At 48.1% G+C, this 14,318-nt stretch carries 8 protein-coding genes; all 8 read right to left on the minus strand.

The genetic code is table 11. From position 1 onward, the window contains the following. Positions 1–166: 166 nt before the first annotated feature. On the minus strand, positions 167–2,542 hold the full coding sequence (locus ABW391_RS08180; protein ID WP_353481361.1) for a beta-L-arabinofuranosidase domain-containing protein: 2,376 nt from the start codon (positions 2,540–2,542) through the stop codon (positions 167–169). Between the two features lie 104 nt (positions 2,543–2,646). Further along, positions 2,647–2,970 carry an L-rhamnose mutarotase gene (locus tag ABW391_RS08185; RefSeq protein WP_353481362.1) on the minus strand — a complete coding sequence of 108 codons (324 nt, stop codon included), beginning with the start codon at positions 2,968–2,970 and terminating at the stop codon, positions 2,647–2,649. Between the two features lie 177 nt (positions 2,971–3,147). After that, positions 3,148–7,446 (minus strand): DNA-directed RNA polymerase subunit beta', encoded by a 4,299-nt coding sequence (rpoC, locus tag ABW391_RS08190; RefSeq protein WP_353481363.1) that lies wholly within the window; start codon positions 7,444–7,446, stop codon positions 3,148–3,150. A gap of 123 nt (positions 7,447–7,569) precedes the next feature. Continuing rightward, positions 7,570–11,391 carry a DNA-directed RNA polymerase subunit beta gene (gene rpoB, locus ABW391_RS08195; protein WP_353481364.1) on the minus strand — a complete coding sequence of 1,274 codons (3,822 nt, stop codon included), beginning with the start codon at positions 11,389–11,391 and terminating at the stop codon, positions 7,570–7,572. A gap of 404 nt (positions 11,392–11,795) precedes the next feature. Beyond that, positions 11,796–12,179 carry a 50S ribosomal protein L7/L12 gene (rplL, locus tag ABW391_RS08200; protein WP_353481385.1) on the minus strand — a complete coding sequence of 128 codons (384 nt, stop codon included), beginning with the start codon at positions 12,177–12,179 and terminating at the stop codon, positions 11,796–11,798. 132 nt (positions 12,180–12,311) lie between these two features. Beyond that, positions 12,312–12,854 (minus strand): 50S ribosomal protein L10, encoded by a 543-nt coding sequence (gene rplJ, locus ABW391_RS08205; protein ID WP_353481365.1) that lies wholly within the window; start codon positions 12,852–12,854, stop codon positions 12,312–12,314. Between the two features lie 18 nt (positions 12,855–12,872). Continuing rightward, entirely contained in the window at positions 12,873–13,565 is a 693-nt protein-coding gene (rplA, locus tag ABW391_RS08210; protein ID WP_353481366.1) for a 50S ribosomal protein L1, read from the minus strand. A gap of 68 nt (positions 13,566–13,633) precedes the next feature. Continuing rightward, positions 13,634–14,098 carry a 50S ribosomal protein L11 gene (rplK, locus tag ABW391_RS08215; RefSeq protein WP_353481367.1) on the minus strand — a complete coding sequence of 155 codons (465 nt, stop codon included), beginning with the start codon at positions 14,096–14,098 and terminating at the stop codon, positions 13,634–13,636. Positions 14,099–14,318: the final 220 nt, after the last annotated feature.

A 14,318-nucleotide genomic window follows, 5' to 3' on the forward strand; every position in this document is an offset into this window, starting at 1 on the left:
ATGGCCTCAGTGCCTGAACTGGCCGGATCGCTTCCGCCACATGCAAAAATGATCAAGGACAAGGCGAGCAGATAGAAAACGGTATTGCGCATAAGATGGTAATTTTTTTGAAACACAAGAGTACGAAAACTCTTGAAGGAACGGAAACAAAGCAAACCCCGGTTTTTTATTCCCTTAAAATCCGCGCTCCGAATACCCTTCCAGCCGTTTTTCCATGGTTTGCTTCTACGCGCACGGTGACTTTGTCTCCTGTAGTCAACAAACCGGCGGGAATGGGGTATTCCCGATCGTAAAAACGCCCGGATTGGCCGCCTTGCAAGGTTTCGGTCAGCAACAATTGCCCATTGATCAGGATGTCGAAGATGCGGTCTTTGTCGTCGCCGATGTACGTAAACAGCAAGCGGTTGTTGGTTCCGGGTTGAATTTTCATTTCAAAGGCAAAATGATGTCCGGTGCGTGCTTCTCGGCCATTTACGCCCAATGCGTCGCTGACGTAAGACCGTTCTGTGGCTTCCAATTTGTGGTCGCGTTCGGGTTGCATTTCACCAATGCGGAAATAATCTAGGGTTTGCGCTTCGATCACCTGTTTGCGCTTCTTCTCCGCTTCGTATTCGGCCTGACGGGCAGTCCACTGCTCGGGGCTGAAATAATCCCAGTACACGCTGTAGTATTCTTTGTTGCTTTGGTAAAATGGAATCAATTGCGGCGCCTGAGGCTGGGCTGCTTCAGGACTGATCTGAAATTTGAGGGTTGACGCTGCTACCCGTTGCACCAATTGATCGGCCTGGCGATTCGCACTCAGCAATACTGGTGTGCCATAAATAGGATCGGGCATCTTATTTCCCAATTGGCCGGCCAACACCAGGGGGCCATACAAAAAGGCGATGCGGTTGGGGTTGTCCGGCATGCTTTCGGTGTAAAGGTGCATGGGCATGTCCAGCTCCAGTTTATCGCCGTTTTTCCAACTGCGGCTGAGGGTGTAATACCCATTTGCGCCAGCAGTGGCTTGAACAGGTTTGCCGTTGACTTTGAGTTGCCACTCCCCTTTCAGCCACCAGGGGCGACGTAAGTTGAGGCTTAGTTTTTGGCTTTTGGCGCTGGCAAAACTCAATACCACTTTACCATTTTGCGGATAAGCAGTCTCCTGTCGAATGGTCAATCCGCGCTCCTTCCAGTTCAAAGTGGAAGGAATAAAGAGGTTAAGGTACAGGCTATTGCCGTCCTGGCTGCGGTAATAAATGCTCTCGGTGTACTTGACGTGGTTTTCCATCCCGCTCCCCACACAACAAGTGAAGGTTTTGAATTCATCGCTGAATTCTTTTTTGCTGCCCATGCGCAGCGGGACAAAATAGGTCATCATCCCGGACTCAGGGTTTTGCGAAGCCAAAATATGGTTGTACAAAGCCCGTTCGTAATAATCGGCCAATTCTGCGCTCGGCTGCCAGCAAAACAAATGCCGGGTCAGCTTGAGCATGTTGTAGGTATTGCAGGTTTCGCAGGTATTGTCGCTCAGGCGGTCATTGAGTTTGTCGGCATCGCCGCAGTATTCATAGTTGCTGTTCCCGCCAATCACGTAGCTGTGGTGGTGCACCATGGTTTGCCAAAAGAAAGAGGCAATGGTTTGATCCCGGGTATTGCCCGTCAATTCATACTGGCGGGCGCTGCCAATGGCTTTGGGTACATTGGTATTGGAATGTTTACCGGGCAGAGGGTCAATTTTTTTGGAAAGTGGCTCCATCACAAAATCATCGAAGAACTTGTAGGACAAGTCGAGGTATTTCTTTTCGCCTGTGAAAGCGTACACATTGGCCAGGATTTCGTTCATGCCACCGTATTCGCATTTGAGCATTTTCTGGCGCTGGGTATCGTTGAGTTTGTTGACGATGCTCCCAGTCCAGTCCGACATGCCTTTGAGCACTTGCAGGGCTTGATCGTTGTGGGTATACAGGTAGGCATCGGCGAGGCCAGCCATGACTTTGTGTACGGTGTACCAGGGCGACCAACCGCCATTGAGGTCAAATCCCGAAGAACGGATGTCGCCACGGGTAACCTGGGCAAAGATGCTGTCTTCCTTGGGAATGGCACCTACATAGCCACTTTTCCGTGCGGCCTGGCAACGCGCCAGTTCCTGTACCATGTAGTTTACACGGTCGCGAAATTTTTCATCCTTGCTGCCCGCATACATCAGGGCACAGGCAGAGAGGTAATGGCCAAGGGTATGACCTGAAAGGCCATCGCTTTCCCAGCCGCCGTACACTTCTCCTTTGGTGGACAAACCCGCATTGGCATAAAAGCGGTGCAAAAGCCGATCAGGTTCAATTTTCAATAAATAGGCAGCGTCTTTTTCCATCGCGTTGAAGAACGGGCTGCCTGGAAGGAGACGCAAATCTTCCAGGGGGAATGCATAAGCTTGAAATGGGGTGACTGGGCTTATTTTTACTTTGGGATCAGACCCAGCAGGTACATAAGATTGGGCAAAAAGACTTTGCCCTACACTCAATAGGCAAAGGAATAGCCAAAAAGGAAGGTGTGCGCTTTTCATATTTGCGATGGTTTGATCGGAAAGTTAGCAAAAAGATATAATTGTTCAAATCACATTTTAAATTCTAACTAGAGAGGTATTGATTTGAACAAAAATCCTCCTTGCTACCCAAACCGGAAAACCCTTTCCAAAGACATGACCACTGGAGAATTGTCTGGATTTACCTCCATGATGTCGGCCATGTAATCCCACCATTCGCGCATAATGGGCAAGCCTGGCAAAAGGTCAACCTGGTGGTCAATCCTCCGTTTTTGATAGGCATACAAGTGGCCACTTTCCCGTTCCAAATAAATTTGATAATCCAGAATTCCCGCTTCGCTGAGGGCGGCGCAAAGGGCTGGCCAAATCTCGTCATGCCGACGCTGGTATTCTGCTTCGTGGCCGGGTTTGAGGTAGAGGAGAAAGGCGATTTCTTCGGTGTGTTGCATGGTGGATATAGGTTGGTGTTTATTGCCTTAAAAAAGCACAGGATGAACCAACTTGCGTTGATCCATCCTGTGTGGCTTTTACCCACGACTGAAGTCGTGGTGTAGAACGGTATGTGACCTCCCACGACTGAAGTCGTGGGTTGGCGAGGGTAGGGACAACCGCAAGGGTTGTCTCTACTAATCTTCGTCTTCCATGTCGTCGAACTGGTGGTAACGAGACTCCAGTTCTGCGGCGCGGTCTTTGTGCGTTACGATCAAATTGTCGAACTTGCGTTGGCCAGTACCGGCAGGGATGCGTTTTCCAACGATAACGTTTTCTTTCAAGCCCATCAGGTTGTCGGTTTTCGCGCCAATGGCAGCGGTGCTCAACACCTTGGTGGTTTCCTGGAAAGAGGCAGCTGAAATCCAGCTGTTGGTACCCAAGGAGGCCTTGGTGATCCCCAACAATTGAGGGCTGGAAGTAGCAGCTACGGCATCGCGGTATTCTAACGGTTGGCGGTCGTTGCGCTTGAGGAAAGAGTTTTCTTCCCGGATTTGGCGCAAGGTTACCAATTGGCCTGGCTTTAAGCGGTTGGATTCCCCGGCTTCAACTACGATCTTTTTGTCAAAGATCCAGTCGTTTTGTACCAGGAATTCCATCTTGTCTACGGTTTCGCTTTCCAGGAAGCTGGTATCGCCTGGATCTTCGATCAACACGCGGCGCATCATCTGGCGTACAATTACCTCGATGTGCTTGTTGTTGATGGTGATACCCTGAGAGCGGTAAACTTCCTGTACTCCGTTGACCAGGTACTGCTGTACGGCAAATGGCCCTTTGATCGCCAAGATGTCGCGTGGCGCAATGGTACCATCGGAGAGCGGAGTACCCGCGCGCACGAAGTCACCATCTTGTACCAGGATGTGCTTGCTCAAGCCGATCAGGTATTTTCTGATCTGGCCGTCTTTAGCAGTTACCGAAATTTCGCGGTTGCCACGTTTGATCTTGCCGAAGTTTACAACCCCGTCAATTTCCGACACGATGGCCGGGTTGGAAGGGTTACGGGCTTCAAACAACTCAGTTACCCGAGGCAGACCACCCGTGATATCCTGGATCTTACCCAGTTTACGCGGGATCTTGGCAATTTTATCCCCTGCAGCAATCGTGATGCCATCTTCAATGGAGATGTACGATCCTACGGGCAAAGTATACGTTTTGAGTTCAACCCCGTCAGGGCTCATGATGAAGATCACCGGAATTTTCCGCTTGTTCTTGCTTTCAATGATTACCTTTTCAGAGTATCCAGTTTGTTCGTCACGTTCAATCCGGAAGGTAACGCCGTCTTCAATCGAGTCGAATTTGGCAATACCAGAGAATTCAGAAATGATGACCGCGTTGAACGGATCCCAGCTACAAATCAGTTGCCCTTTGGCAATGGTTTGGCCTTCGTTTACCATCAAAGAAGAACCATAAGGTACGTGCATGGTAACGAACTGCTTGCCCGTTTCAACATCTACGAGGCGAATTTCACCTGTACGAGACAGTACCACTCTTCCTCCATTTTCGTCAGCATCTTCGGTCAGTTTGATGCCGTCAAATTCAACTTTACCATTGAATTTGGAAACGATCTCAGATTCGGTTTTTGACAACGATGCCGTACCCCCGGTGTGGAACGTACGCAGTGTCAACTGAGTACCCGGTTCACCAATGGACTGAGCAGCAATGATGCCCACTGCGTCTCCTTCTTCGGCAATGCGGCCAATCGCCAGGTTCTTACCATAACATTTGGCGCAAACCCCACGCTTGGATTCGCAGGTCAGTACAGAACGAATGGTTACCGTTTCTACTCCAATTTCTTCGATGAATTCGGCATTCTTCGCATCGATGTAATCTCCTGCAGTGAGGATCAGTTCATCGGTGATTGGATTGATGATATCGTGCAAAGTATAGCGACCTTCGATACGAGATACGAGCGGTTCGATTACTTTGTCGTTGTCTTTCAAGGCAGTTGTTTCCAACCCTCGCAAGGTGCTACAGTCTTCTTCGAGGATGATCACATCCTGAGCAACGTCCACCAAACGACGAGTCAAGTAACCTGCGTCGGCTGTTTTAAGGGCAGTATCCGCCAAACCTTTGCGCGCACCGTGCGTAGAGATGAAGTATTCCAAAACCGACAAGCCGTCCACAAAGTTGGACAAGATGGGGTTTTCGATAACGGCACCTCCCGTGTCACCAGATTTCCTTGGCTTGGCCATCAAGCCCCGCAAACCGCACAACTGTTTGATCTGCTGCTTGGAACCCCGCGCACCAGAGTCGAGCATCATGAATACGGAGTTGAAGCCTTGCTTGTGGCTGGCCAACTCTTTCATGAGCGTATCGGTGATGCGGTTGTCCGCGTATGTCCAGCGGTCGATGATCTGGTTGTATCGTTCGTTGTTGGTGATCAAACCCATGTTGTAGTTGTCCCACACTTCGTCCACTTCGCCCTGAGCTTCTTCCAACGCATCCTGTTTGATGGAAGGAATAATCAGGTCTCCCAGGTTGAAGGACAAACCACCCCGGAAAGCCCAGGTAAAGCCCATCTCCTTGATTTCATCCAGGAAGTCGGCAGTGACTGCAAAATCCGTCAGTTCGATTACCTCACCAATTACGGTTTTGAGGTTTTTCTTGGTCATCAAGCTGTTCTGGAAGGGAACACCTTCAGGCATTACCTCGTTGAACAAGACCCGACCCACCGTAGTATCAATCAAGCGCATGATTTTCTTTCCGTCTTCCGTAACAGGAATCCGTACTTTGATCTTGGCGTGTAGGTCAACTTTACCTTCGTTGAGGGCAATGATTACCTCTTCAGAAGAGTAAAATTTCATGCCTTCTCCTTTCACGATTACATCGCCCAAAGTTCGTTTTTCCTTGGTGATATAGTACAAACCCAATACCATGTCCTGTGAAGGCAGGGTAATTGGCGTACCGTTTTGAGGGTTGAGCATGTTGTGCGGCGCCAACATCAACATTTGGGCTTCCAAAATGGCGGACTGGCTCAATGGCACGTGTACGGCCATCTGGTCACCGTCAAAGTCGGCGTTGAAGGAGCTACAAACCAAAGGGTGCAACTGAATCGCCTTACCTTCTACCAAACGTGGCTGGAATGCCTGGATAGACAAACGGTGCAACGTTGGAGCCCGGTTGAGGAGAACAGGGTGTCCCTTGAGGATATTTTCGAGGATTTCCCAGATTACTGGATCCTTGCGGTCTACAAGTTTCTTGGCTGATTTTACCGTCTTCACGATGCCGCGCTCGATGAGCTTACGGATTATGAAGGGTTTGAACAGCTCGGCAGCCATACCTTTTGGCAAACCACATTCGTGGAGTTTCTGGGTAGGCCCTACTACGATTACAGAACGACCAGAGTAATCGACGCGCTTACCCAACAAGTTTTGACGGAAACGGCCTTGTTTGCCTTTGAGGATGTCACTCAATGACTTGAGTGGGCGTCCACCTTCCGCTTTAACCGCGTTGGATTTACGAGAGTTGTCAAACAAAGAGTCGACCGCTTCTTGCAACATCCGCTTTTCGTTGCGCAAGATGACTTCTGGCGCTTTGATTTCCAACAAACGCTTCAAACGGTTGTTGCGAATGATTACGCGGCGATAAAGGTCGTTCAAATCCGAGCTTGCAAAACGACCGCCATCCAATGGCACCAAAGGGCGCAATTCTGGTGGAATTACCGGCAAGTATTGGATAACTGTCCATTCTGGACGGTTTTCCATACGGGTTTGTCCATCGCGGAACGCTTCTACTACGCGCAAACGCTTCAGTGCTTCCGACTTCCGTTGTTGAGACGTTTCGTTGGCAGCCTGGTGGCGTAGGTCGTAAGACAATTGATCCAGCTCCAGACGGTTGAGCATATCCCGAACCGCTTCAGCACCCATGCGGGCGATGAATTTATTTGGATCGGTATCTTCCAGCAACTGGTTTTCTGCGGGCAGAGATTCCAGGTGTTCGAGGTATTCTTCTTCAGTCAAGAGGTCATTGTTGCCTACGCCTTCATTGCCTTTAATCCCTGGTTGGATTACGACATAGCGTTCGTAGTAAACAATTGATTCCAGTTTCTTTGAAGACAACCCGAGCAAGTAACCGATTTTATTAGGAAGCGATTTGAAGAACCAAATGTGCACCACCGGCACCACGAGCTTGATGTGGCCCATGCGCTCGCGGCGAACTTTCTTTTCCGTTACTTCAACCCCACAGCGGTCGCACACGATACCCTTGTAACGGATACGCTTGTACTTGCCGCAATAGCATTCATAATCTTTGACAGGTCCAAAGATGCGCTCACAGAAAAGACCATCCCGCTCCGGCTTATAAGAACGGTAGTTGATGGTTTCCGGCTTGAGCACTTCACCATAGGAACGCTCCAGAATTTCATCGGGAGAGGACAAGCTGATGGTGATGCTGTCAAAGTTCTGATTTTGAATATTACCTTTCTTTTTGAATGGCATTCTTCTTAAAGTTTTGGAGTTTTGGGTTTTGGGTTCATCGGTCACCGAAGTGATCACTTCGGCTTCGCTCAGTGACCATTTCGGTGGCCGATAAACCTAAAACTTGCCAACCCTAAAGGTGGTTTATTCAAATTTCACATCGAGCGCCAGACCGCGCAATTCGTGTACAAGTACGTTGAAGGACTCCGGAATGTTTGGTTCCGGCAGATTGTCCCCTTTAACGATGGCTTCGTACGCTTTTGCACGACCATTGATATCATCTGACTTGATGGTAAGCAATTCCTGGAGGATATTGGCAGCACCGAATGCTTCCAATGCCCAAACTTCCATTTCCCCGAAACGCTGACCACCAAACTGTGCTTTACCACCCAATGGTTGTTGGGTAATGAGCGAGTATGGCCCGATGGAGCGTGCGTGCATCTTATCATCAACCATGTGGCTGAGTTTAAGCATGTAAATCACGCCAACGGTAGCTTGCTGGTGGAAACGATCGCCGGTTTCGCCGTCAGAGAGGAAAGTTTGTCCCAAACTAGGCAAGCCCGTTTTTTGGATCCATTCTTCGATTTCATCGCGGGTAGCGCCGTCGAAGATTGGTGTTGCAAACCTAACGCCGAGTTTTTCGCCAGCCCATCCCAATACTGTTTCAAAGATCTGGCCCAGGTTCATACGTGAAGGTACACCCAGTGGGTTCAACACGATGTCAACAGGAGTTCCATCTTCGAGGAATGGCATGTCTTCTGCCCGAACAATGCGCGAAACGATCCCTTTGTTACCGTGACGACCAGCGAGCTTATCGCCCACTTTCAGTTTGCGTTTTTTGGCCATATAGACCTTCGCCAACTTGAGTACCCCGGCAGGCAATTCGTCCCCGATGCTGACATTGAACTTTTCGCGCTTGTAGCGGCCAATTTCTTCGTTGAGTTTGATGCTGTAGTTGTGCAACAAACGAGCAACCAATTCATTGGTTTTGGCTTCTTCTGTCCAGTTGGTATAATCCACGGAAGTGTAATCCAGTTCGCGCAAAGTATCCTGGGTGAATTTCACCCCTTTGGCCAACAGGTTGTCACCGTAGATGGTACGGATGCCCTGTGAAGTTTTGTCTTTGAGTAGGATCATCAGTTTGTCTACCAGAATTGTCAGCAATTCGTTGGTAGCCACTTTGTGTTGATCGTCCAGTTTGGACAAAACATCTTTTTCCTGGGTTTTTTGTACCTTATCTTTTTTCGCACGAGCGAAAAGCTGCTTGTCAATGATTACACCGTTGGTAGATGGGGGCGCCTTCAGGGATGCATCTTTCACATCGCCAGCCTTGTCGCCAAAGATCGCTCTTAAGAGTTTTTCTTCAGGAGTAGGATCGGATTCCCCTTTTGGTGTAATTTTCCCGATGAGGATATCGCCTTCCTTAACCCATGCGCCGATGCGGATGATGCCGTTTTCGTCCAGGTCTTTGGTGGCTTCTTCGCTCACGTTCGGAATATCGTTGGTGAGTTCTTCTTCACCCAACTTGGTATCGCGTACGTCGATTTCAAAGTGCTCGATGTGTACGGAAGTAAAGATGTCTTCGCGAACAACCCGCTCAGAAATTACAATGGCATCTTCAAAGTTGTAACCCTTCCAGGGCATGAAGGCAACCTTCATGTTTTGGCCGAGCGCCAATTCTCCTTTTTCGGTGGCGTAACCATCGCACAGGATCTGGCCTTTTTCAACCCGATCTCCTTTGCGCACAATTGGACGCAAGTTGATACAAGTACCCTGGTTGGTCCGGGTAAACTTGATGAGGTTGTATTTCTTCAGGTTGTCTTCAAACGAAATCAGTTGTTCTTCGCCAGTTCGGTCGTAACGAACATGAATTTCGGTAGCATCTACATACTCGATAATGCCCAAGCCTTCGGCGTTGATCAGCATTCGAGAGTCACGTGCTACTTTGCCTTCCAAACCAGTACCAACTATCGGAGAGTGGGGGCGAATCAGCGGGACTGCCTGACGTTGCATGTTCGAGCCCATCAAGGCACGGTTGGCGTCGTCGTTTTCAAGGAACGGAATCATGGAAGCCGAAACACCAACGATCTGGTTGGGCGCTACGTCCATGTAATCGATTTCTTCTGGAGTCAAAACCGGGAAATCGCCATGTTCGCGGCACTTAACACGGTCATCCAGGAAGCTTCCGTCATTATCGAGTAGGGCATTGGCCTGAGCAATTCTCATTTTATCTTCCCCTTCAGCGGAAAGGTAAAGTGGCTCAACATCCTTTTCCACCAAGCCAGAAATAACTTTGCGGTAAGGCGTTTCCAAAAAGCCCATTTTATTGATCTTGGCGTGTACGCACAAGGTAGAGATCAAACCGATGTTTGGTCCTTCCGGGGTTTCGATGGTACACAAACGACCGTAGTGGGAGTAGTGTACGTCACGAACCTCAAAGCCTGCGCGTTCGCGGGAAAGACCGCCTGGCCCGAGTGCAGAAATACGCCGCTTGTGCGTAATCTCTGAAAGCGGGTTGGTTTGATCCAGGAACTGCGACAACTGGCTGGTTCCGAAGAACGAGTTGATCACCGAAGAAAGCGTCCGTGCGTTGATCAGGTCAACGGGAGTGAATACCTCGTTGTCACGTACGTTCATCCGTTCGCGAATGGTACGGGCCATACGGGCCAGACCTACCCCAAATTGGGCGTAGAGCTGCTCCCCTACTGTACGTACACGGCGGTTTTCAAGGTGGTCAATGTCATCGATTTCCGCCATTTGGTTCATCAAGGTCACCAGGAAGCGTACGATGGAGATGATGTCTTCTTTGGTCAAAACCAAAGTTTCATCCGTAATGTCCAATTGCAGCTTCTTGTTGATCTTGTAGCGGCCTACTTCACCCAGGTTGTAGCGTTTGTCAGAGAAAAACAATTTCTCGATGATGCCACGTGCTGTTTCTTCATCCGGTGGATCGGTACCGCGCAATTGGCGGTAGATGTACTGCACCGCTTCCAGTTCAGAACTGGTAGGGTCTTTTTGCAGGGTATTATAGATAATGGAGTAATCCTGCTCGATGTCTTCCTTCTGAAGAATGATGGTTGCTACCGAGGCTTCGAGGATTGCTTCAATGTTGTCTTCATCCAAAACGGTATCTCGCTCCAGAATGATTTCATTCCGTTCGATGGTTACCACTTCGCCGGTATCTTCGTCTACAAAGTCTTCTGTCCAGCTGCGCAAAACACGCGCAGCAAGTTTGCGACCGATGCTTTTTTCGAGGGCTTCCCGAGAAGCAGTCACTTCATCAGCAAGATCGAAGATATCCAGGATCGCTTTGTCTGTGTCATAACCAATGGCACGCAATAAAGTAGTAACCGGGAATTTCTTCTTCCGGTCGATGTACGCATACATCACGGTGTTGATGTCGGTAGCAAATTCCATCCAGGCACCTTTGAAAGGAATAACCCGAGCAGAATAGATCTTGGTACCGTTGGGGTGTACACTCTGACCAAAAAACACCCCTGGAGAACGGTGAAGCTGTGATACTATCACACGTTCTGCACCATTGATCATAAAGGTACCCTTGGGGGTCATGTACGGAATGTTCCCTAGAAATACATCTTGCACGATGGTCTGGAAATCAACGTGTTCTTCGTCGTTACAGGACAAACGCAGCTTAGCCTTAAGCGGAACGCTGTAGGTCAAACCACGCTGCATACATTCTTCAATGCTGTAACGAGGAGGATCGATGAAATAATCCAGGAACTCGAGTACGAAGATGTTTCTCGCATCCGTGATTGGAAAATTTTCCTGAAAAACTTTGTAAAGTCCTTCGTTCATACGATTTTCAGGAGTGGTTTCCAATTGGAAAAACTCCTGAAACGACTTTAACTGAATTTCAAGAAAGTCAGGGTATGGAGTAGGAAATTTAGTTTTGCTGAAGGTGATACGCTTCGCCTCAGCAGATTGTGCCTTACCATTGAATGTCATCTGCGCAACAAGTTTGTTGTTGATGGTAAAAGCCCAGGCAATTTTGCCGTGGGTTGCTTTCTCTCAAAAAACCGAGAAATAATACTCCAAACAGATGAAGTCCCAGATAAAAATTAGCGACCGAAGTCTTGGATTTTACTAGGTTATCAAATGTTCGGGTTGCTGTAAGTAATGGTTTTCCTGATTAGTAAATGAAACTGACCCTATAATAGTTTCATTTTCTTGAATAATAATCAGAAATTATACAACACAAGGTTATACGGCAATGGGCTTAGGAAGCAACGTGTGTCGATTTCCTAAGCCCTGGTGCATCAAAAACGCAGTTTTGATACACAGCCTATTCCAAAAGTTATGCTAGTAAAAGTCAAATCAGCTAGTTTACCTTTGGCTTACGCAAGGTGAAATTACTTAATTTCTACCTGTGCGCCTGCGTCTTCCAACTTAGCTTTCAATGCGGTAGCTTCGTCTTTAGAAATGCCAGTTTTCAGCGGTTGTGGAGCACCATCTACCAAGTCTTTAGCTTCTTTCAAGCCCAGACCCAAGAGGTTTTTCACTTCTTTAACCACGTTCAGTTTGTTGGCACCACCTGATTGCAGGATAACGTCGAATTCAGTTTGTTCAACAACAGCAGCAGGAGCATCACCACCAGCAGCAGGTCCAGCAGCAACTGTTACAGCAGCAGCAGCAGGCTCGATGCCGTAATCATCTTTCAGGATACCAGCCAGTTCCTGAACATCTTTAACCGTCAAATTTACCAGCGTATCCGCCAGAGCTTTCAAATCAGCCATTGTATTTTCTTTTAAAAGAGTGTTTTTAAATTGGTTGTTAACGGTTGGCACTGATGCCTTGACCGTTTTTGCAATCCACAAAACCGTTTGTGGATTTACATGATCCATGAACTCAATCATGGATGGGATAAATTACGCTTCGCGTTCTTCCAGTGCCTTGACCAATCCAGCGATGGTAGTACCACCTGATTGGAGTGCACTGATCAGGTTGCGAGCTGGAGATTGTAGCAAACCAATCAATTCGCCCAGCAAATCTTGCTTGGACTTCAGTTTGGTCAATGCATCCAATTGATCATCTCCGATGAACACTGCAGAATCCACATACGCACCTTTCAACAATGGTTTTTCGTTGCCTAAACGACGATAGTCTTTCAGCAATTTTGCAACCGAGTTGGCTGGAGCATCTGGATCTTTTGAAAAAAGAACTGCGGTTGGACCGTGCAGTGCCTCAAAAATTTCTGCGTAATTTTTCTCAGCAGGAGTATCCTCCAGTGCTTTCTTCACAAGTTTGTTCTTAATGACTTGCATTGAGACACCCCTTTCGAAGCAAAGTCTTCTGAATTTGTTGACATCGCCTACCGACATAGTCGAGGGATCAGCAAGGTAGAAATAGTTATTTTCTCCAAACTTTTCCTTCAATTCTTCGATAGCTACTGTCTTCTCAGCTTTATTCATTTGACTCCTGTTTTAAACTTAGCGAATCACTTTGGGATCAATCTTCACACCTGGACTCATCGTAGTAGCGAGGGTAATACTTTTCATGTACGTACCTTTTGCGGTAGAAGGCTTCATCCGTTGTAGCGTTTGAAGCAATTCGTTGATGTTCTCCATCAATTGCTCTGGTGCAAAAGACACCCGACCAACTGATGCGTGAATGATACCCGTTTTGTCAACGCGGAAGGAAATCTTACCCTTCTTTACTTCAGAAACAGCCCCTGCGATATCGGTAGTAACAGTACCGGTCTTAGGGTTAGGCATTAAGCCGCGTGGACCGAGGATACGCGCAACCTTACCCAATGCCGCCATGGTTTGGGGCATAGCAATGATTACGTCTACATCCGTCCAGCCTTCCTGAACTTTTTGGATCAGATCTTCCAGACCAACATAGTCTGCACCTGCTGCTTTTGCTTCTTCTGCTTTATCAGGAGTACAAAATACAGCTACACGCTTGGTTTTACCCGTACCGTGTGGCAGACCAACAGTGCCGCGCAAAGCTTGATCCGGTTTACGTGGATCTACACCCAAGCGAACGTGAATGTCGACCGAAGCGTCAAACTTGGTCAAATTCACTTCTTTCATCAAGGATGTGCCTTCTTCCAGAGTATACAGCTTATTGCGGTCTACTTTGGCGTCGATGGCGGCTCTTTTCTTTCCAACTTTTGCCATGTCAAGAAAATTTAAGGTCAACGTCAGCGGCAACTTTAGGCCTCCGACTCCCTTATGAAAAAATCCGATTATGCCTCTGCTTCTTTCACGGTCTCACCCCAAGGAGGAGTACCAGAAACATTGAGCCCCATACTACGCGCCGTACCCGCTATCATTTTCATAGCCGATTCGATCGTGAAGCAGTTGAGGTCGGGCATTTTGTCTTCAGCGATAGCTTTTACCTGATCCCAAGTTACTGTTCCAACTTTCTTACGGTTGGATTCAACAGAACCTTTGGTGATCTTGGAGGCTTCCATGAGCTGGATAGCTGCCGGAGGAGTTTTGATCACGAATTCAAAGGACTTGTCCTTGTAAACCGAGATCACCACCGGAAGTATCTTACCCATTTTGTCCTGGGTAGCGGCATTAAAGCGCTTGCAGAACTCCATGATGTTCACCCCTTTGGAACCGAGAGCGGGACCAATTGGAGGAGCAGGGTTTGCTTGACCGCCTTTGACCTGAAGTTTGATAAAAACTTCTACTTCCTTTGCCATTTTAGTAAAAAATTTTACCAGTTTGGTAAAGCCGTTGCATGGGAAGCGTTTCATTCCGGCTCACAATCCGGAGGAACAACAACAGCAATACTTTTTACACGGTATATTGAAAATCTTAAAACACTTGTTGATGAAATACTGTCGGGGCAACCCTATGTGGTTGCCCTTTGGCGATGTAGGGTTGTTTTACAACCACCATGGGTACTGGACAACCACGTAG

Origin of the sequence: Haliscomenobacter sp. (assembly GCF_040403615.1) — a bacterium.
Lineage (GTDB): Bacteria > Bacteroidota > Bacteroidia > Chitinophagales > Saprospiraceae > Haliscomenobacter.

Coding starts and splice junctions, on each gene's coding strand:
- rplJ (WP_353481365.1), bottom strand. CDS start 12,854: ATGAATAAAGCTGAGAAGACAGTAGCTATCGAAGAATTGAAGGAAAAG.
- rpoC (WP_353481363.1), bottom strand. CDS start 7,446: ATGCCATTCAAAAAGAAAGGTAATATTCAAAATCAGAACTTTGACAGC.
- rpoB (WP_353481364.1), bottom strand. CDS start 11,391: ATGACATTCAATGGTAAGGCACAATCTGCTGAGGCGAAGCGTATCACC.
- ABW391_RS08185 (WP_353481362.1), bottom strand. CDS start 2,970: ATGCAACACACCGAAGAAATCGCCTTTCTCCTCTACCTCAAACCCGGC.
- ABW391_RS08180 (WP_353481361.1), bottom strand. CDS start 2,542: ATGAAAAGCGCACACCTTCCTTTTTGGCTATTCCTTTGCCTATTGAGT.
- rplA (WP_353481366.1), bottom strand. CDS start 13,565: ATGGCAAAAGTTGGAAAGAAAAGAGCCGCCATCGACGCCAAAGTAGAC.
- rplL (WP_353481385.1), bottom strand. CDS start 12,179: ATGGCTGATTTGAAAGCTCTGGCGGATACGCTGGTAAATTTGACGGTT.
- rplK (WP_353481367.1), bottom strand. CDS start 14,098: ATGGCAAAGGAAGTAGAAGTTTTTATCAAACTTCAGGTCAAAGGCGGT.